Annotated in this window: 19 protein-coding genes; 16 read left to right on the top strand and 3 right to left on the bottom strand. The window is 69.8% G+C overall.

What is annotated here, in order from left to right:
• From hutI to D2K64_RS06975, 11 genes are all read left to right on the top strand, one after another.
• Nucleotides 1-1,200 (top strand): imidazolonepropionase, encoded by a 1,200-nt coding sequence (hutI, locus tag D2K64_RS07020; protein ID WP_202910538.1) that lies wholly within the window; start codon nt 1-3, stop codon nt 1,198-1,200.
• Nucleotides 1,197-1,604, top strand: coding sequence for a PaaI family thioesterase (locus D2K64_RS07015; protein WP_157985752.1), 408 nt, complete (start codon nt 1,197-1,199; stop codon nt 1,602-1,604). The genes hutI and D2K64_RS07015 overlap by 4 nt, the downstream gene beginning before the upstream one ends.
• 324 nt (nt 1,605-1,928) lie before the next feature.
• Complete coding sequence (gene pdhA, locus D2K64_RS07010; RefSeq protein ID WP_238384076.1) at nt 1,929-2,891, top strand: pyruvate dehydrogenase (acetyl-transferring) E1 component subunit alpha; 963 nt, start codon at nt 1,929-1,931, stop codon at nt 2,889-2,891.
• A gap of 4 nt (nt 2,892-2,895) precedes the next feature.
• On the top strand, nt 2,896-4,314 hold the full coding sequence (locus D2K64_RS07005) for a pyruvate dehydrogenase complex E1 component subunit beta (RefSeq protein WP_120007509.1): 1,419 nt from the start codon (nt 2,896-2,898) through the stop codon (nt 4,312-4,314).
• A gap of 14 nt (nt 4,315-4,328) precedes the next feature.
• Nucleotides 4,329-5,666, top strand: a complete 1,338-nt coding sequence (locus tag D2K64_RS07000) for a pyruvate dehydrogenase complex dihydrolipoamide acetyltransferase (protein ID WP_120007508.1) — start codon at nt 4,329-4,331, stop codon at nt 5,664-5,666.
• The gene (locus D2K64_RS06995) at nt 5,663-6,151 is read left to right on the top strand and encodes a GNAT family N-acetyltransferase (RefSeq protein WP_120007507.1); all 489 of its coding nucleotides are present in this window, start codon (nt 5,663-5,665) and stop codon (nt 6,149-6,151) included. Before D2K64_RS07000 ends, D2K64_RS06995 begins: the two co-directional genes overlap by 4 nt.
• A gap of 16 nt (nt 6,152-6,167) precedes the next feature.
• The gene (gene lpdA, locus D2K64_RS06990; RefSeq protein ID WP_120007660.1) at nt 6,168-7,562 is read left to right on the top strand and encodes a dihydrolipoyl dehydrogenase; all 1,395 of its coding nucleotides are present in this window, start codon (nt 6,168-6,170) and stop codon (nt 7,560-7,562) included.
• A gap of 114 nt (nt 7,563-7,676) precedes the next feature.
• Nucleotides 7,677-8,717, top strand: coding sequence for a lipoyl synthase (gene lipA / locus D2K64_RS06985; RefSeq protein WP_202910536.1), 1,041 nt, complete (start codon nt 7,677-7,679; stop codon nt 8,715-8,717).
• Nucleotides 8,717-9,208: a type II toxin-antitoxin system RatA family toxin gene (locus D2K64_RS06980; RefSeq protein ID WP_120007506.1), complete on the top strand. Its 492-nt coding sequence runs from the start codon at nt 8,717-8,719 to the stop codon at nt 9,206-9,208. The genes lipA and D2K64_RS06980 overlap by 1 nt, the downstream gene beginning before the upstream one ends.
• A gap of 81 nt (nt 9,209-9,289) precedes the next feature.
• Nucleotides 9,290-9,454: a hypothetical protein gene (locus D2K64_RS24280; protein ID WP_157985751.1), complete on the top strand. Its 165-nt coding sequence runs from the start codon at nt 9,290-9,292 to the stop codon at nt 9,452-9,454.
• A 24-nt stretch (nt 9,455-9,478) separates the two neighbouring features.
• The gene (locus tag D2K64_RS06975) at nt 9,479-10,546 is read left to right on the top strand and encodes a threonine aldolase family protein (RefSeq protein WP_120007505.1); all 1,068 of its coding nucleotides are present in this window, start codon (nt 9,479-9,481) and stop codon (nt 10,544-10,546) included.
• Nucleotides 10,547-10,607: 61 nt separating this feature from the next.
• Here D2K64_RS06975 and D2K64_RS06970 read toward each other — a convergent pair whose 3' ends face one another.
• The 3 genes from D2K64_RS06970 to tpiA are packed head-to-tail and all read right to left on the bottom strand — an operon-like array spanning nt 10,608 to nt 13,739.
• Nucleotides 10,608-12,014 (bottom strand): dipeptidase, encoded by a 1,407-nt coding sequence (locus D2K64_RS06970; RefSeq protein ID WP_120007504.1) that lies wholly within the window; start codon nt 12,012-12,014, stop codon nt 10,608-10,610.
• A gap of 57 nt (nt 12,015-12,071) precedes the next feature.
• Nucleotides 12,072-12,947, bottom strand: a complete 876-nt coding sequence (locus tag D2K64_RS06965) for a bifunctional helix-turn-helix transcriptional regulator/GNAT family N-acetyltransferase (protein ID WP_120007503.1) — start codon at nt 12,945-12,947, stop codon at nt 12,072-12,074.
• 57 nt (nt 12,948-13,004) lie between these two features.
• Complete coding sequence (tpiA, locus tag D2K64_RS06960) at nt 13,005-13,739, bottom strand: triose-phosphate isomerase (protein ID WP_202910553.1); 735 nt, start codon at nt 13,737-13,739, stop codon at nt 13,005-13,007.
• Nucleotides 13,740-13,867: 128 nt separating this feature from the next.
• On the opposite strand from tpiA, the gene D2K64_RS06955 reads away from it, so the two are divergent.
• The 5 genes from D2K64_RS06955 to D2K64_RS06935 all read left to right on the top strand — a co-directional run bounded on the left by D2K64_RS06955 (nt 13,868) and on the right by D2K64_RS06935 (nt 19,430).
• Nucleotides 13,868-15,784, top strand: coding sequence for a peptidylprolyl isomerase (locus D2K64_RS06955; RefSeq protein WP_162306158.1), 1,917 nt, complete (start codon nt 13,868-13,870; stop codon nt 15,782-15,784).
• 72 nt (nt 15,785-15,856) lie between these two features.
• Nucleotides 15,857-16,882: an anthranilate phosphoribosyltransferase gene (trpD, locus tag D2K64_RS06950; RefSeq protein WP_120007500.1), complete on the top strand. Its 1,026-nt coding sequence runs from the start codon at nt 15,857-15,859 to the stop codon at nt 16,880-16,882.
• 15 nt (nt 16,883-16,897) lie between these two features.
• Nucleotides 16,898-17,707 carry an indole-3-glycerol phosphate synthase TrpC gene (gene trpC, locus D2K64_RS06945; RefSeq protein ID WP_120007499.1) on the top strand — a complete coding sequence of 270 codons (810 nt, stop codon included), beginning with the start codon at nt 16,898-16,900 and terminating at the stop codon, nt 17,705-17,707.
• The gene (moaC, locus tag D2K64_RS06940; RefSeq protein WP_120007498.1) at nt 17,704-18,228 is read left to right on the top strand and encodes a cyclic pyranopterin monophosphate synthase MoaC; all 525 of its coding nucleotides are present in this window, start codon (nt 17,704-17,706) and stop codon (nt 18,226-18,228) included. The genes trpC and moaC overlap by 4 nt, the downstream gene beginning before the upstream one ends.
• On the top strand, nt 18,225-19,430 hold the full coding sequence (locus D2K64_RS06935) for a molybdopterin molybdotransferase MoeA (RefSeq protein ID WP_120007497.1): 1,206 nt from the start codon (nt 18,225-18,227) through the stop codon (nt 19,428-19,430). The genes moaC and D2K64_RS06935 overlap by 4 nt, the downstream gene beginning before the upstream one ends.
• Nucleotides 19,431-19,479 lie beyond the last annotated feature (49 nt).

Raw genomic sequence — 19,479 nt, 5'->3', positions numbered from 1 at the left:
ATGTTCGATCGCATCTGGCTGAACGCGAAGCTCGCCACCATGGATGGAGAGGCGGGATCGCCGCTCGGCCTGGTGGAGGATGGCGCGGTGGCCGCCAAGGATGGCCAGATCGCCTGGGTGGGTTCGCGCGCCGCCCTGACCGGTTCCGCCACCGAGACCACGGATTGCGACGGGGCCTGGATCCTGCCGGGCCTGATCGACTGCCACACCCACCTGGTGTTCGGCGGCCACCGCGCCGCCGAGTTCGAGCAGCGGCTGAACGGCGCCACCTATGAGCAGATCGCGCGTGCCGGCGGCGGCATCTTCTCCACCGTCCGTGCGACGCGTGCCGCGACGGAGGGCGAGCTGCTCGATGCCGCGACGCCGCGCCTGCTCGGGTTGATGGCGGAAGGCGTCACCACGGTGGAGGTCAAGTCGGGCTATGGCCTGACCCTGGCGGACGAGATGAAGATGCTGCGCGTGGCCCGCCGCCTCGGGGCACAGCATCCGGTGGAGGTGGTGACCTCGTTGCTAGCCGCGCATGCCGTGCCGCCGGATTGGCCGGGCGGTGCCGAGGCTTATACCGGCTTCGTGGTGGATGAAGCCGTTCCGGCCGCCGCCGCCTCGGGGCTTGCCGATGCGGTGGACGCGTTCTGCGAAGGGATCGCCTTCTCCCCGGCGCAGACAGCCCGCGTGTTCGAGGCAGCGCGACGGGCCGGGCTGCCGGTGAAGCTGCATGCCGACCAGCTCTCCGATCTGGGGAGCGCCGCGCTGGCGGCGCGCTTCGGGGCGCTGTCGGCCGACCATCTGGAACATGCCAGCGCCGGCGGCCTGCAGGCCATGGCGGCGGCCGGAAGCGTCGCCGTGCTGCTGCCCGGCGCCACCTATTTTCTGCGGGAGATCCGGCTGCCGGATGTCCCCGCCATGCGCGCGGCGGGGCTGCGCATGGCATTGTCCACCGACATGAACCCCGGCTCCTCCCCCGCGCGTTCCCTGCTGCTGATGCTGAACCTGGGATGCACCTTGTTCCGGCTGACCGTCACGGAAGCCTTGCTGGGCGTCACGCGCCACGCCGCGGCGGCATTGGGGCTGACGGATCGCGGCGTGCTGCGCCCGGGGCTGCGGGCCGACCTGTCCCTGTTCCGCGTCGGCCATCCGGCCGAGCTTTGCTACTGGATCGGCGGCAATCCCTGCATCGGCCGCGTGGTGGCCGGGCGGTGACCCCCGCAGCCTTGACCGCGCTGATGCAGCAGGGACTTCGGCTGACCGCCGACTGGGGCATCGAGGTCCTGTCGGCGGCGGATGGCCGGGCCGTGCTGCGCCTGCCGCCCAATCCAGCCTTGTGGCGGCCGGGCCCCACCCTGTCCGGCCCGGCACTCATGGGCCTCGCCGATGTGGCGATCTGGGCAGCCGTGATGGCCTCGGGCGCACAGGAGGCCGACGCGCTGACGGCCAATCTGTCGATCCACTTCCTGCGTCCCGCCGGCACGGCCGCCGTGCTGGCCGAGGCGCGGCTGGTGCGCGAGGGCCGGCGCAGCGTGTATGCCGAGGTCTGGCTCCGGGCGGAACATGACGAGCGGCCCTGCGCCCATGTGACCAGCGGATGGCTGCGCACTGGTTCGTGACGTAGGACCGCGCAGGGCGTCATCGCTGCCGCGGAATGGGTTCATTTCGTTTGGTTTCAGAAGCGCACGTGCCGCGTCGCTCTTAACCGGCTTTCCGTTAATCATTATATTGCACCGCAGCATCAGGGACTTAGCCTCGGCGCCCGGGTTGCAGGACGGCGCCTCGCCCCGTATTTCCGCTTTGCGCCTCCGCCAATCTCGTGCGGGAGGCGGGCAGAATGGAGCAGCCGGATGGTCCAAGCCGCCAAAGCGGGCCCCACCAAGCGTCGCGGCAAGGCGACCCCTACGCCCACCTCCGCCGCAACCAGCAACACTGCCGGCGGCATGACCCAGGAGCAGCTGCTCCAGGCTTATCGCGACATGCTGCTGATCCGCCGCTTCGAGGAAAAGGCCGGCCAGCTCTACGGCATGGGCCTGATTGGCGGCTTCTGCCACCTCTACATCGGCCAGGAAGCCGTGGTGGTCGGCATGCAGACCTGCCTGCAGCCTGGTGACCAGGTGATCACCTCCTACCGTGACCACGGCCACATGCTGGCCACCGGCATGGAGTCGCGCGGCGTGATGGCGGAGCTGACCGGGCGCTCGGGCGGCTACTCCAAGGGCAAGGGCGGCTCGATGCACATGTTCAGCCGCGAGAAGGGCTTCTACGGCGGCCACGGCATCGTCGGCGCGCAGGTTTCGCTCGGTGCCGGCCTCGCCTTCGCCAACATGTACCGCAACGACGGCACTGTCTGCCTCACCTATTACGGTGACGGCGCGGCCAACCAGGGCCAGGTGTTCGAGAGCTACAACCTCGCGGCCCTGCTCAAGTTGCCGGTGGTGTTCGTGATCGAGAACAACAAATACGGCATGGGCACCTCCGCCGAGCGCGCCTCCGCGTCCAAGGACCGCTCCAAGGACGGCACGCCCTGGGGCATCCCGGGCGAGCAGGTAGATGGCATGGACGTCCAGGCGGTGCGCGAGGCCGGGCTGCGGGCCGTCGCCCACTGCCGCGAAGGCAAGGGCCCCTACATCCTGGAGATGAAGACCTACCGCTATCGCGGCCATTCTATGTCCGACCCGGCGAAGTACCGCACCCGCGAAGAAGTCCAGAAGATGCGCGAGCAGCACGACCCGATCGAGACGCTGCGCAAGATCCTGCTCGATGGCGGCCTGGACGAGGGCAAGATCAAGACCGTGGACGACGACGTGAAGCGCATCGTCGCCGATGCCGCCGAATTCGCCCAGACCTCGCCCGAGCCGGACGAGAAAGAGCTCTGGACCGACATCCTGCTGGAGGCCCGCTGAGACGATGGGTGCCACGATCCTGATGCCCGCCCTCTCCCCCACCATGACGGAGGGGAAGCTGGCCCGCTGGCTGAAGAAAGAAGGCGACACTGTCGCCGCCGGTGATGTGATCGCCGAGATCGAGACCGACAAGGCGACCATGGAAGTGGAAGCCGTCGACGAGGGCGAGATCACCAAGATCCTGGTGCCCGAGGGCACCGAGGGCGTGCAGGTGAATTCGGTGATCGCCGAGCTGGATGGCGGCGATGCCGGCCATGCCGCGCACGGGCCGGAGCAGCCGGTCTCCAACGCCGTGCAGGCCGGCGGCGAAACCGCGCAGGTGGCCAAGGAAGCCGAGGATTACGGTGCCGTCGCCGCCCGCGGCACCGCCCGCAAGGAAGGCGCCGCCGCCGAAACCCAGCCCGCCGCCTCGCCGGAGCCGGAGAAGGAATGGGGCGAGACCAAGAGCATCACGGTGCGCGAGGCGCTGCGCGATGCCATGGCCGCCGAGATGCGCCGCGACGACAAGGTGTTCCTGATGGGCGAGGAAGTCGCCCAGTACCAGGGTGCCTACAAGGTGTCGCAGGGCCTGCTGGACGAGTTCGGCCCGAAGCGCGTTGTGGACATGCCGATCACCGAGCACGGCTTCACCGGCATGGCGGTCGGCGCCGGCATGAGCGGCCTGCGCCCGATCGTCGAGTTTATGACGTTCAACTTCTCCATGCAGGCGATCGATCAGATCATCAACAGCGCCGCCAAGACGCTGTACATGTCCGGCGGCCAGCTGGGCTGCCCGATCGTGTTCCGCGGCCCGAACGGCGCGGCCGCCCGCGTCGCCGCCCAGCACTCGCAGTGCTATGCATCCTGGTACGCGCATGTGCCCGGTCTGAAGGTGGTGGCACCCTGGTCCTCCGCTGATGCCAAGGGCCTGCTGCGCGCCGCTATCCGCGACCCCAACCCGATCATCTTCCTGGAAAACGAGATCCTCTACGGGCAGAGCTTCGAATGCCCGACCGACGAGGATTTCATTCTGCCGATCGGCAAGGCGAAGATCGAGCGCAAGGGCAAGGACGTCACCATCGTCGCCTTCTCGATCGAGGTCGGTCTGGCGCTGAAGGCGGCGGAGAAGCTGGCCGAGCAGGGCATCGATGCGGAGGTGATCAACCTGCGCACCATCCGCCCGCTCGACATCGACACCATCGTTGCCTCGGTGAAGAAGACCAACCGCCTGGTCACGGTCGAGGAAGGTTGGGCCTTCTCCGGCATCGGCTGCGAGGTGGCGATGCAGGTGATCGAGCACGCCTTCGACCACCTGGACGCACCGCCGGTGCGGGTCGCCGGGCTCGACGTGCCGATGCCCTACGCGGCCAACCTCGAGAAGCTCGCCTTGCCCACGGTCGACCACGTGGTCGATGCCGCCAAAAGCGTCACCTACAAGAAGTAAGAGGAAGCGGGATCATGGCCACCAACATCCTGATGCCCGCCCTCTCCCCGACGATGACCGAGGGGAACCTGGCGCGCTGGCTGAAGAAGGAAGGCGAGGCGGTCAAGGCCGGCGACGTGATCGCCGAGATCGAGACCGACAAGGCCACCATGGAGTTCGAGGCCGTCGATGAAGGCGTGCTCGGCAAGATCCTGGTGCCGGACGGCACGGAGGGGGTGAAGGTCAACGCCCCCATTGGCATCATGGTCGAGGAAGGCGAGGAAGTGCCGGCCGATGCCGGCGCCGCCCCGAAGGCCGCTGCCCAGCCCGGTCCGGCCCCGAAGCAGGACGCCGCGCCGGACAGCAAGCCGGCTTCCGGCCCCGCCGAGCAGCAGCCGAAGGCGGCCACTGCGACGGAGAACCGGCCGGCCTCCGGCGGCGAGAAGGGCGACCGGGTCTTCGCCTCGCCCCTGGCACGCCGCATGGCCCAGCAGGCGGGCATCGACCTCTCGGGAATCCAGGGTTCCGGCCCCAATGGCCGCATCGTGAAGGCCGATATCGAAGGCGCCGCGGGCAAGCCGCAGGCTGCTCCGGAGGCGAAAGCTGCCGCCTCACCCGCCGCTGCCGCGCCGCAGGCGGCCGCCGCGCCGAAGGCTCCCGCTCCTGCGATCACGGCGCCGCACACCGCCGTGCCGAATAGTTCGATGCGCAAGGTGATTGCGCGCCGGCTGAGCGAGAGCAAGCAGACCGTTCCGCACTTCTACGTCTCGATGGATATCGAGCTCGACGCGCTGCTGAAGCTGCGCGCCGACCTTAATTCCCGCGCGCCGAAGGAGGGCCCGGGCGCCTTCAAGCTGTCGGTCAACGACCTGGTGATCAAGGCTGTGGCGCGGGTGCTGCGGCAATACCCCAACGTCAACGCCACCTGGACCGATGACGCGATCATCCAGTACCACGACGTCGACATCTCGGTGGCGGTGTCGATCCCGGACGGGCTGATCACGCCGATCATCCGCAAGGCCGACCAAAAGGGCTTGGCCGCCATCTCCAACGAGATGAAGGACCTGGCCGCCCGCGCCAAGTCCGGCAAGCTGAAGCCCGAGGAGTTCCAGGGCGGCGGCTTCTCCATCTCCAACATGGGCATGTTCGGGGTGCGGGATTTCTCGGCCATCATCAACCCGCCGCAGGCCGGCATCCTGGCGGTTTCCGCCGGGGAGCAGCGGCCGGTGGTCAAGGATGGCGCGCTGGGCATCGCCACCGTGATGACCTGCACCCTCTCAGTGGATCACCGCGTGGTGGACGGCGCCCTCGCCGCCGAGTTCATCGCCGCCTTCAAGAAGGTGGTGGAAGACCCGCTGAGCCTGATGCTGTGAGCTCCTCCCCCGGCTTCACCCTTCGCGAGGCCCGCCCGCGCGATGCCGAAACGGTGTCGCGGCTGGTGGTCGCCCTGGCGGAATACGAGAAGCTGGGGCATGAGGCAAAGGCCGGCGCAGCCGATTTCTACGCCGCGCTGGCCACCAAGCGGGTCCACGGCCTGATCGCCGAGGTCGAAGGCGAGGCGATCGGTTTCTGCCTCTGGTACGAGACCTTCTCGACCTTCACCGGCAAGGCCGGTTTCTGGATCGAGGACGTGTTCGTGGAGCCCGAACATCGTCGGCTGGGTGTGGGCAGCGCGATGTTCCGCAAGGTGGCGCAGATTGCGGTCGAGGGCGGTTATGCCCGCGTGGAATGGGCGGTACTGGACTGGAACGAGCCGGCCATCGCCTTTTACCGGCGGATCGGCGCGGTGGCGCAGGATGGATGGACCGATCAACGGCTTTCGGGCGAGGCGCTGACCGCCTTTGCTGGCGTGGCCTGACGAGGACAAGCAGAACATGGCCGAGCAGTTCGACCTGGTGGTGGTGGGTGGCGGCCCCGGTGGCTACGTCGCCGCCATCCGCGCGGCGCAGCTGAAGATGAAGGTCGCGCTGGTGGAGCGCGAACATCTGGGCGGCATCTGCCTCAACTGGGGTTGCATCCCGACCAAGGCGCTGCTGCGCGCCTCCGAGATCAACCACCTGTTGCACAGCCTCGACCAGTACGGTTTCGCCGCCGACAATCCGCGCTTCGACTTCGCCAAGGTGGTGAAGCGTTCGCGCGGCGTCGCCGGGCAGCTCTCCGCCGGCGTGAAGGGCCTGCTGCGCAAGAACAAGGTCACGGTGTTCGACGGCCACGGCAAGCTGGCCGGCAAGGGCAAGCTGTCGGTCACCAAGGATGGCAAGCCGGTCGCCGACATTGAGGCCCAGCACATCATCCTGGCCACCGGCGCCCGCGCCCGCGTCATTCCGGGCATCGAGCCGGATGGCAAGCTGATCTGGTCCTACCGCGAGGCGCTGGTGCCGGACACCATGCCGAAGCGCCTGGTGGTGATCGGCTCCGGCGCCATCGGCTCCGAATTCGCTTCCTTCTTCCTGAACATGGGCGCCGAGGTGACGCTGATCGAGGCGATGGACCGCATCCTGCCCGTGGAGGACGCCGAGGTTTCGGCCTTCGTGCGCAAATCCTTCGAGAAGCAGAAGATGAAGGTGCTGACCTCGGCCAAGGTGCAGGGCGTCCGCAAGACCGGCGACGGCGTGGCCGTGGTGGTCGAGGTGGACAACAAGGTGCAGGAGATCCAGGCCGATCGCCTGATCTCGGCGGTGGGCATCGTCGGCAATGTCGATAACATCGGCATCGAAGGCACCAAGGTGAAGGTCGAGCGGACCCACATCGTCACCGACGAATTCGGCCGCACCGGCGAGGACGGCGTTTACGCCATCGGCGACCTGACCGGCGCGCCCTGGCTGGCGCACAAGGCCAGCCACGAGGGCATCGTGGTGGTGGAGGCCATCGCCGGCAACCACCCGCACCCGATGGACGTGTCCAATATCCCCGGCTGCACCTATTGCCGCCCCCAGGTCGCCTCCGTCGGGCTGACCGAGGCGCGCGCCAAGGAAGCCGGGCACGAGGTCCGGGTCGGCCGCTTCCCCTTTATCGGCAATGGCAAGGCCATCGCGCTTGGCGAGCCGGAAGGCTTCGTCAAGACGGTGTTCGACGCCAAGACCGGCGCGCTGCTCGGCGCCCACATGGTCGGGCCGGAAGTCACCGAGATGATCCAGGGCTACACCATCGCCCGCACCCTGGAGACCACCGAGGCGGAGCTGATGCACACGGTGTTCCCCCACCCGACCGTCTCGGAAGCCATGCATGAGTCGGTGCTTGATGCCTATGGCCGGGTGATCCACATCTGAGGCCTGACGGGTGCGGCCGCGGGGTGCCTGAGCCTCGCATCCGCGCCCGGATTGCTCATATAGAGGGGGTGGCGGCACGTCGCGCCGCCGCACGCACTGCACCGGGGTTCCCGAATGGCCACGCGTATCCTGATCGACCACCGGGCTGGCGGCGCGGTATCCAATGCCGAGGGCGCGCCGGCGCCGCTCAACCTCGAGGCGCCTGTCACCGAGGCCAGGAAGCTGCGCCATCCGGAAAAGGCGCACCGGCCGGACAACCCGATCAAGCGCAAGCCGGACTGGATCCGAGTCAAGGCGCCGACGCACCCGATCTATCACGAAACGCGCAACCTGATGCGCGAGAACAAGCTGGTGACGGTGTGCGAGGAAGCGGCCTGCCCCAATATCGGCGAGTGCTGGTCCCAGCGTCACGCCACCATGATGATCATGGGCGAGATCTGCACCCGCGCCTGTTCCTTCTGCAACATCACCACCGGCCAGCCCAAGCACCTGGATGCCGATGAGCCGCGCCGCGTGGCCGACGCCGTCGCCAAGCTCGGCCTGCGCCACGTGGTGATCACCAGCGTCGACCGCGATGACCTCAAGGACGGCGGTGCCCGGCATTTCGCCGAGGTGATCGCGGCGATCCGCAGCGCCGCCCCCGAGACCACCATCGAGATCCTGACCCCGGATTTCCTGCGCAAGCACGGCGCCCTGGAAACGGTGGTCGAGGCCCGGCCGGACGTGTTCAACCACAATCTGGAAACCGTGCCGAAGCTGTATCCGACCATCCGGCCCGGGGCGCGGTACTATCATTCGCTGCGCTTGCTGGACCGGGTGAAGGAGCTCGACCCATCCATTTTCACGAAATCGGGCCTGATGGTCGGTCTTGGTGAAACCCGGATGGAGGTGTTGCAGGTTATGGACGACATGCGCAGCGCCGAAATCGACTTCCTGACCATCGGTCAGTACCTGCAGCCCACGGTGAAACACGCGGCGGTGGACCGTTTCGTGGAGCCGGCGGAGTTCGAGGACTATGCCCGGATGGCCCGTGGCAAGGGCTTCCTGCTGGTGTCTGCGACCCCGCTGACCCGCTCCTCCTACCATGCGGACCGGGATTTCGCCGCCCTGCGCGATGCCCGTAACGCCCAGCTTCGCGCCGTCGCCGCCGACTGATGCCGACCCATGCCGAGAAGCGCATCCTCCGCTACACGCCGGAGCAGATGTTCAACCTGGTGGCCGATGTTCGCCGCTACCCGGAATTCCTGCCCTGGTGCGTCGGCGCCCGCATCGTGTCGCAAACCGAGACGGAGCTGCTGGCCGACCTGACCATCGGCTTCAAGATGTTCCGCGAGACCTTCCGGTCCCGCGTGGTGCTGGACCGGCCGAAGGGCGTCCGGGTTCAGTATGAGAACGGCCCGTTCCGTTACCTGAACAACACCTGGACCTTTACTCCGGTCGAGAGCGGCACCGAGGTCGACTTCTTTGTTGATTTCGAATTCAAGTCGCGCCTGCTGCAGGCGGTGATCGGCACCGTGTTCAACGAGGCGGTGCGGCTGATGGTGCGAGCCTTCGAGCGCCGCGCCATGGTGTTGTACGGGCGCAACACGCAGACGGCGGCGGCCCCGGCACGGCCGGCGGCGGACGGAACCCCGGCTGCCGAGTAGCCATCGGCGAGGCGGGCGGGGTGACGGCCGGCACGGAGACTGGCATGCTGCGCCTCTGCCATGTTGAGATCACTCCTGCCCTTGCTGTTGACGATCGCGCTGGAAGCTTGGCGCGCCGCCGGCGCGGCATGGCTGCAGGAATGGCCCGACTGGCTGCTGCCTTCCCTGATCGCGGTGTTTGCGGTTCTGGCCGTCTACCGCCTGATCCGCCGCATCCGCACCAGCATCGCCGACATGTCGGATTGATCCCCAGCCTGAAAGGTGCCCTCCATGGTGCATGCCCCTTCCCGCCCGCCTGCGGGGGCGCCGCCGGTCCGCATCAACCTGTATTCCGACACCCAGACCCGCCCCACCGCCGCCATGAAGGACGCGATGATGCGGGCCGAGGTTGGCGACGAGCAGTACGGCGACGATCCCACCGTGCACGCCCTGTGTGACCGCATGGCCGCGCTGATGGGCAAGGAGGCGGCGGTGTTCCTGCCATCCGGCACCATGTGCAACGTGATCGCCATCCGCACCCATTGCCGGCACGGCGATGAGGTGCTGGCGCATGAGACCTCGCACATCCTGGAAAGCGAGGGCGGCACCCATGCTTCCCTGTCCGGCGTGCAGATCCATCCGCTGCAGGGCGAGCGGGGGATGTTCACGGAGGAAGCGCTGCGCGCCGCGATCCGGCATCGCAGCCGCTACGCCCCGCCGCAGCGCCTTCTGGAGGTGGAGCAGACCGCCAATATTGGCGGCGGCGCCGTGTGGCCGCAGGCGCGGCTCGACGCGGTGGTCGGCGTGGCGCGGGAGCAGGGCTGGGCCACCCATATGGACGGCGCGCGGCTGATGAACGCCGTGGTCGCCGCCGGGATCCCGGCGGCCGAGATGGTGGCCGGCTTCGACTCGGTGTGGCTCGACTTCACCAAGGGGCTGGGCGCGCCGCTCGGCGCGGTGCTGGCCGGCTCGGCGGAGTTCATCGACAAGGCCTGGCATTGGAAGCAGCGCCTGGGCGGATCGATGCGGCAGGCCGGCATCTGCGCGGCGGCCTGCCTCTACGCGCTCGACCACAACATCGATCGCCTGGCCGAGGACCATGCCAACGCCCAGGCGTTCGCACGCGGCCTGCGGCAGATCCCCGGCATGGTGGTGGAGGAGCCGGACACCAACCTGGTGTTCTTCGATCCCTCCGCCACCGGCATCACCCCGGACGCCCTGGTTCGCGCGTTGCGCCTGCAGGGCGTGCAGATGTCCGGCCTGGGCGGCAGGCTGCGCGCTTGCTTCCACCTCGACGTCACGGCGGTGATGGTGGAGGAAAGCCTCGGCCTGATCCGCGATGCGGTGGCGCGCGGCTGAGCACGAGAACGCCGGGGCGGCTCGACCACCCCGGCCGGTTTCCGGAGAAGACGCCGGCTTTTTACCCGCCGCCGAGCTTGCCCAGCAGCCGGACATGGCTGCGGGCGCCGGAATGCAGGCAGGCCATCTCGAACTTCTCGTTCGGGCTGTGCACCTGATCGTCATCCAGGCCGAAGCCCATCATCAGGCAGTCCAGACCCAGGATGCCCTTCAGGCTGGAGGCCACCGGGATGGAGCCGCCACCGCCGGCACGCACGGCCGGGCGGCCGAATTCCTCCTGAAGCACCGCCTCCGCGGCGGCGAGCCATGGCGAATCCGCCGGCACCGCCACGGCAGGCGCCTCGCCGAACACCTGCAGCGTGAATTTCGCATCGGGCGGCAGCCGCGACTGGACGAACTGCCGGATACCGTCCGTGATCTTCGCCGGGTCCTGCCCCGGCACCAGCCGGCAGGACAGCTTGGCATGGCCTTCGCAGGCGATCACCGTCTTGGTGCCCTCCCCCATGTAGCCGCCCCAGATGCCGTTGATGTCGGCAGTCGGGCGGGCCCACAGGCGCTCCGGTGCGGAGCGGCCCTTCTCGCCGCCGGAGGTGGACATGCCCTGGCTGCCGAGGAAGGCGGCCTCGTCGAAGCCCAGCGCATCCCAGGTGGCGCGCTGCTCGGCGGTGGGCTCGGGAATGTTGTCGTAGAAGCCGGGAATCTGGACGCGGCCATTCTCATCCTTGAGCTCACCCAGGATCCGCGTCAGCAGATTCAGCACATTGACGGCCGAACCCCCGAACAAGCCGGAATGAAGATCGCGGGCGCCCAGGCGCAGGTCGATCTGGGTGTAGACCATGCCGCGCAGGCTGACGGTCAGCGCCGGCACGCCGGGCGCCCACATGTTGGTGTCGCTGATCAGCGCCACATCGGCCGACAACACCGCCTTCTCCGCCTCCAGCACCGGGTCGAGGCTGGGGCTGCCGATCTCCTCCTCGCCCTCCACCAGCACCGAAACCCGCACCGGCGGACCGCCCGCCACCTTGTGCCAGGCCCGCAGCGCGGCGAGCCAGGTCATCACCTGCCCCTTGTCGTCCACCGCGCCGCGCGCCGTGATGCGCGGCCCGCGCGGCCCCTCGGTGAGCGTCGGCTCGAAGGGCGGGCTGGTCCAGAGCTCGAGCGGCTCCGGCGGCTGCACGTCGTAGTGGCCGTAGATCAGTACATGGGGCACATCCCGCCCCGGGGTCGGCTGCGGGCCCGGATGGCTGGCGATCACCACGGGATGGCCGGGGGTCTCGCGCAGCCCGGCCTCGAAGCCCAGCGCGGCTAGCTCGCGCACCAGCCATTCGGCGGCGCGGCGGCAATCCGGGGCATGGGCGGGCTGGGCGCTGACGCTGGGGATGCGCAGCCACTCGATCAGGCTGGCCTCGGTCTCGGCGCGGGCGGAGTCGAGCGCGTCCAGGACGCGCGGGGTCAGGTCGTTCGGCATGGCGCCATCCTCGCGCGCTGCTCCATCAGGGGCAAGCCGGGGCTGCGGCACCCGCCGTCACAGGCGCTTCTCGAAGAACAGGTCGGGATAAGGATCATCGTTGAAGCGCCCGATCTCGGTCCAGCCCGAGCGACGGTAGAGCCGCAGCGCCTCGGACAGGGCCGAGTTGGTGTCGAGCCGCAGCACCCGGATCGACAACGTACGGGCCGCCTGCTCCACCGCCTCCATCAATTGGCGGCCCAGCCCCAGCCCACGCGCGGCCGGGGAAACCCAGAGGCGCTTGATTTCCGCCACCTCGCCGCCGCTGCCCTTGAGGCCGACGCAGCCGAGCGGCAGGCCATCCGAGAAGCCGATCAGGAAAACCCCGCGCGGGCGGATCATGTCGGCGGCGTCCGGATCGCGGGACAAGGCAACATCGAAGCCGCGCTCGAAGCGGCGCGCCAGCTCGGCATAATATTCCGACAGGCAATGGCGTGCCTCCGCGGTGCGCGGGTCCGCTTCGCGCAGCGAGAGGCGGTCGCGCCCCAGGGCGGACGCCACCAGGTCCATGGCCGCCAGCAGCGCCTCCGGCCGCGGATGGCGCGCGAGCAGCGCCTCGGCCCGAGCGTTGGAGAGGTCCTCATATTGGCGGAACTCACGCTCTCCCGCCTCAGTCAGCCGCGCGACCCGGCGGCGTGCATCGACGGAATGCGGGCGGGTGGTGACGAGGCCTTCGTCCTCGAGACTACGGAGCAGCCGGCTCATCAATCCGGAATCGAGGCCGAGATAGTCGCGGATCTCCGCCACGTCGGCCCGGCCGTGGCCGATGGCGTTCAGCACCCGGGCGGCGCCCAGCGGGCGGCCGCGCCCGAGAAAGGATGTATCGACGGCCCCCACCTCCGAGGTGACGGCCCGGCTGAAGCGACGAAACCGCAAAACAGGATCGAATGGCATGATAATCTGACTTAAGTCAGATATCATGCCAGGATCAAGCCTGCTGAACCATCCGCCTCAGACGGCGCTGGCGATGGCCAGGAAATCGGCCGCCACGAGGCTGGCACCGCCCACCAGCGCGCCGTCCACATGGGGCAGCGCCAGGATCGCCTTGGCGTTGCCCGGCTTGACCGAGCCGCCATACAGGATGCGCAGCGTTCCGCCAGCCGCGCCGAACCGCGCGGCCAGCTCGGCACGGATGCGCGCATGCATGGCGGCGATGTCGTCTTCGGTCGGCGTGCGGCCGGTTCCGATCGCCCAGACCGGCTCATAGGCGACCACGCCGTGGGCCTGGGCGAAGCCCTCCGGCAGGCTTCCGGCCAGCTGTCCGGCCACCACGGCCTCGGCCTCGCCGGACAGGCGCTGCGCCTCGCTCTCGCCGACGCAGACCACCGGCACCAGCCCTTCCGCCAGCACCGCCTCCGCCTTGGCGCGAACCGCGGCATCGTCCTCACCATGGTCGGCACGGCGCTCGGAATGGCCCAGGATCACGAATCCGGCGCCGCAATCCTTCAGCATGGGAGCTGAGATATCGCCGGTGTGCGCGCCCTTGGCCGCCGCGTGGCAATCCTGGGCCCCCAGCGCCACGGTGCTGCCGGCCAGGGCGCCCTGCACCGGCAACAGGTACGGAAATGGCGGGCAAACCAACAGCTCGGCGCCTTGCACCTTGCCTTCCGCCACGGCGCCGGCCAGGGCCCGGGCCTCGCTCAGGCTGCCATGCATCTTCCAATTGCCGGCGATCAGCGGGCGCACGCCTGGGGTCATGGTAATGAACTTCCTTTTCGAACGCGAATGCTCCCAGCGGCTACAAGCCGCGCCGGTGTTTGGCAACAGCCCGGCTTTTGCCTATGGTCCGGCGCACTTCACTCTTGCGGAACACCATGCTCACTGCGCTTCGCCGCCTCACCGGCACTTGGTTCGCCAAGGTTCTCTTTGTGCTGCTGATCCTGTCCTTCGCCATCTGGGGGATCGAGGACATCGTCCGCAATTTCGGCCGGGATTCCGCCGTGGCGCGGGTCGGTGGCGAGCCGATCGAGCTGCCCGAGGCGCAGCAGGCGGCCCGCCGCGAGATCACGCGGATTCAGCGCCAGCTGGGAGGAGCCATGGAGATCACGCCGCAGATGAGCGGCGCCATCGCCCGCCAGGCGGTGGAAAGCCTGGTGCTGGAGCGGGTGCAGCGGCAGGAGGCGGAACGCCTGAACCTGGCCGCGCCGGAAACCGCCGTGCGCGACTACGTGTTCAGCATTCCCGCCTTCCAGGGCGTGGATGGCCGCTTCAGCCGGCCCACCTTCGACGGCTTCCTGCGAAACAACGGCCTGACCGAGCAGAACTTCCTGGCCCTGCTGCGCGCCGACCTGGAGCGGCAGCAGATGGTGGGCGCGGTGCGCGCCGGCGCCGCCGGTCCCGACACCCTCACCCGCCCGCTGCTGGCCTGGGAGCGGGAGCGTCGGGTGGCCGACCTCGTCATCCTGCCGCTGGCCGCCGCGCCGGAGCCGCCGGCCCCGACCGAGGGGCAGCTGACCCGCTACCACGAGAACAACCCGGATCGTTTCTCGGCGCCGGAATATCGCCGCTACACCCTTGCCGTGCTGTCGCCCGAGACGCTGGCCAGCGAGATCCAGCCCACGGATGACGAGTTGCGGGCCGCCTACGAGGCACGGCGCGACCAGTTCGAGACACCGGAACGCCGCAGCCTGGAGCAGGCCGTGCTGCAGAGCGAGGAGGCCGCCGGCGCCCTGGCCGAGCAATGGCGCGGCGGCGCCGAGTTCGCCGCCATCACCGAGGCGGCACAGCAGGCCGGCGGCCAGGCGGTGTCGCTCGGCACCGTGGACCGCTCGGGGCTGCCGGTGCCGGAACTGGCCACGGCTGCCTTCGCGCTGTCCGATGGCGCCATCAGCGACCCGGTGCAGAGCCCGTTCGGCTGGCACGTGATCAAGGTGACCGGCATCGAGCCCGGTTCCGCCCGCGGCTTCGAGGCCGCGAAGGCCGAGGTCGCCGCCGCGGTGCGGCAGGAGCGCGCTGCCGATATCGCCTATGAGCGCGCCAACCAGGTGGAAGACGCGCTGGCCGGCGGCGCCACCCTGGCCGAGGTTGCGCCGCGCTTCGGCCTGGCGCTGGCCGAGGTGACCACCGACAGCAACGGCCGCGCACCGGATGGTCAGGAGGCCGCGCTGCCCTTGTCCGGCGAGCCGCGCAACATGGCTTTGCGCGCCATCTTCGCCGCCCCGCAGGGCGAGGCGCCGCGCCTGGCCGAGGCCGGGCAGGCCGCGCTGTTCGCCTTCAGCGTCGAAGAGGTCAAGCCTCCGGCGCTGCGCCCCTTCGCCGAGGTGGCCGATGCGGTGCGGGCCGCCTGGGCGGCCGATGCCCGCCGCCGGTCGCAAGAAGAGCGCGCCGCCGCGCTGCTGGCGGCGGTGAAGGGCGGCAAGCCGTTGCCGGAAGCGGCGAGCGAGGCCGGGTTGCAACCCCGCCGTACCCCGCCCTTCGGCCGCAATCCGGCGCCGCAGGGGCAGAACCCCGGCCAGCCGCAGCCGGTGCCGCCCGAGCTGCTGCAGCCGGTCTTCGCCGCCGCACCGGGTGAGGCCACCATGGCCGAGACGGTGGAAGGCTTCGCCGTCGCCCAGCCGGTCGAGATCCTGCCGTTCAACCCCGATGCCGACGCGCTGGCGCTGGGCCAGGTGCGCGGAGCGGTGGAACAGGCGATGCTGGGGGACCTGGAACAACAATACCTCGCGGCGCTGCGGGCCCGGGCCGAGGTGACCTACAACGAGCAGGTGCTGGGCCAAGTGACGGCCCGGTGATGCGGATGCGGCGAGGAACAGCAGCGACGCCATGACGATCCCTTCCGCAGCGCCTTGCCCCGGATCCGGCGCATGAATTCGTTGAAGCCGCTGCTGGGCAGGCTGGCCGATGGGCAAACCTTGTCCGAGGACGAGGCGGAAGCCGCCTTCGGCATCATCATGGAAGGCGCCGCGACCCCGGCGCAGATCGCCGCCATGCTCATGGCGATGCGGCTGCGCGGTGAAACGGTGGCCGAAATGACCGGGGCGGTACGTGCCATGATCGCCCGTATGATCGCGGTTGAGGCCCCGCCGGGGGCGGTGGACATTGTCGGAACCGGCGGCGACGCCGCAGGCACGCTGAACATCTCCACCGCCGCCGCCATGGTGGTGGCCGGCACCGGCGTGCCGGTGGCCAAGCATGGCAACCGGGCTCTGTCGTCGAAATCCGGGGCGTCCGACGCGCTGGCCGCGCTGGGCATCAACCTCGACGTGCCGATTCCGGAGCTGCCGCGGGTGCTGCGGGAGGCCGGCATGGTGTTTCTGGCGGCGCCGCGCCATCACGCCGCGCTGCGCCACGCGGCCGGCCCGCGCGTCGAGCTCGGGACGCGCACCATCTTCAACCTGCTCGGCCCCTTGACCAATCCGGCGCGGGTGAAGCGCCAGATGACCGGCGCCTTTGCCGCGCAATGGCTGCGCCCGATGGCCGAGACCCTGTCGCGCACCGGTTCCGAGCGGGCCTGGCTCGTGCATGGTCAGGGGCTGGACGAGTTGACAGTCGCCGGGCCGAGCCAGGTGGTGGAGCTGCGGGGCGGCAGCATCCGCGAATTCGCCGTCACCCCCGGCGATGCCGGCCTGTCGGAAGCTGCGGCGGATTCGCTGCGCGGCGGCGATCCGGCGCACAACGCGGCGGCGCTGGAAGCGTTGTTGCGGGGGGAGCGTGGCCCCTATCGCGACTGCGTGGTGCTGAACGCCGCCGCCGCCCTTGTGGTGGCGGGTGACGGGAACGATCTGAGAGGCGCGGCCGGGCGCGCCGCGCGTGCCATCGACGAGGGCGCGGCCCTGGCGGTGCTGGAACGGCTGCGCCGTGCCACGCAGCCCGACGCCGCCGGAACCTGATCCAGAGAGACCGCCTTGAACGCCGAAGCCCTGCCCGACACATTGCTGCGCATCCTGGCCGACAAGCACAAGGAAGTCAGCGCCCGCAAGGAAGCGACGTCGCTCGACGAGATGGAGCGCCGCGCGCGTGACCTGGACCCGCCGCGCGACTTCACCGGGGCGCTCTGCGCTGCCGTCGCCGATGGCCGCATCGGGCTGATCGCCGAGATCAAGCGGGCCTCGCCCTCGGGCGGGCTGATCCGCGATCCCTTCGACCCCGCCGGGCTGGCCCGGGATTATTGCGAGGCCGGCGCCGCCTGCCTTTCGGTGCTGACCGACGAGCCATACTTCCAGGGTACGCCGGCCGATCTGGTCACTGCCCGCGCCAGCTGCCACCTGCCGGCGCTGCGCAAGGATTTCATGATCGACCCGTACCAGGTGTTCGAGGCGCGGGCGATGGGCGCCGACTGCATCCTGCTGATCCTGGCGGCGCTGTCGGACCTTCAGGCGCGGGAGTTGGAGGATGTGGCCCGCAGCCTGGACATGGCGGTGCTGGCCGAGGTGCACGACCAGCGCGAGCTGGACCGCGCCCTGGGGCTGAACACCCGGCTGATCGGCGTCAACAACCGCAACCTGCGCACGCTGAAGACTGATCTCGGCACGGCCGAGGCGCTGGTTCCGCAGATCCCGGCCGATCGGATCCCGGTGGCGGAGAGCGGGCTGCGCACCCCAGAGGATGTGCGCCGCATGGCGGCGGCCGGTGCCCGCTGCATCCTGGTGGGCGAGCATCTGCTGCGGCAACCGGACGTCACCACGGCGGCCCGCGCCATGGTGCAGGCCGGATGAGCGAGGGCGGCGAAGGCTTCGATCCGCCGCGGGCTCCCGCCCCTACCCCGGCCGGCTTCACCCATTTCGATGCCGAAGGGCGTGCGGTGATGGTGGATGTTTCCGCCAAGCCGGCAACGGAGCGGCTGGCCGTCGCCCGCGGCCGGGTGGAGATGGCGCCGGCCACCCTGGCCGCGATCCGCGCCGGCTCGCTCGGCAAGGGAGACGTGCTCGGCGTGGCGCGCATCGCGGGCATCATGGCGGCCAAGCGCACCGCCGATCTGATCCCGCTCTGCCATCCACTGGCGCTGACCTCGGTGAAGCTGGAGTTGGTGCCGGTCGCGCCGGGCAGCGTGACCATCGAGGCGCGGGTCAAGACCACCGGCCCCACTGGCGTCGAGATGGAGGCGCTGACCGCCGTCTCGGTCGCGGCGCTCACCGTGTACGACATGTGCAAGGCGATCGACCGCGGTATGCGGGTGGAGGGCATCCACCTTGCGCGCAAGGAAGGCGGCAAGTCGGGATTGTGGGAAGCGCCATGATCCGGGTGGAGGAGGCGCGGGCCCGCATCCTGGGCAGCCTGGCGCCGACCGGGCCGGAAACGATCCCGCTGCCGGAAGGCTGGGGTCGCGTGCTGGCGGCGCCGGTGACCGCGCGGCTGACGCAGCCGCCGGCCGACATGTCGGCGATGGACGGCTACGCCGTGCGGGCGGCTGACGCGACGGAGAGCGCCGTTCTGCGCGTGATCGGGTCGGCTCCCGCAGGGCATCCCTTCGCCGGCAGGGTCGGCGCCGGCGAGGCGGTGCGCATCTTCACGGGCGCGCCCGTTCCCGCCGGCGCCGATGGCATCCTGTTGCAGGAAGATGCGGAAGCCGATGGCACCGCCGTCGCGGTGCGCGAAACGGTCCGCCCCGGCCGCTGGATCCGCCCGGCCGGGCTCGACTTCCGGGCCGGCGACGTGCTGCTGCATCCCGGCAAGCGGCTCACCGCGCGGGACCTCGGGCTGGCCGCAGCCGCCAACCATCCCTGGCTGACGGTGCACCGTCAGCCGCGCATCGGCATCCTGGCCACGGGAGACGAGATCCGGCTGCCGGGCGAGCCGCTGCCGGCCGGCGGCATCGTGTCCTCCAACGCGCATGCCCTGGCGGCGCTGGTGCGGGCGGGTGGCGGCGTGCCGCTGGTGCTGCCGATCGCCGCCGACGATGCGGACGCCATCGCGATGGCCGCGGACTCGGCACGCTCCTGCGACCTCGTGCTGACCACCGGCGGCGCCAGCGTCGGCGAGCACGACCTGGTGCAGCAGGCGCTGGGGCCCCAAGGCTTCGCGCTCGACTTCTGGAAGATCGCCATGCGGCCGGGCAAGCCGCTGATCTGGGGACGGTTCGGCGATACGCCGCTGCTCGGCCTGCCCGGCAATCCGGTCTCCGCCCTGGTCTGCGGCGTGTTGTTCCTGCAGCCGGCCCTGTCCGTGCTGTCCGGATTGCCGCCGGCGCCCCCCGCCCTGCAAGCCGCCGTGCTGACCGCGCCGTTGCCCGAAAACGACCGTCGCGAGGATTACCTCCGCGCCACGCTGGAACGGGGCACCGAGGGGCAGTTGCTGGCCACCCCGGCGGACCGGCAGGACAGCTCCATGCTGCGCATCCTGGCCAATTGCCACGCCCTGATCCGGCGGCTGCCGCATGCAGCGGCCGCCAAGGCGGGCGATCGTGTCGAGGTGCTGGAGCTGGCGCCGCTCGGCCTCTGAAACATCAGCGAAATCGGCGGCAATGCTGTTGACCGGAGCGATGGAACTT

This window comes from Teichococcus vastitatis (assembly GCF_003604215.1).
Classification (GTDB): domain Bacteria; phylum Pseudomonadota; class Alphaproteobacteria; order Acetobacterales; family Acetobacteraceae; genus Pseudoroseomonas; species Pseudoroseomonas vastitatis.
This window is presented reverse-complemented; position numbering and strand designations above follow the sequence as displayed.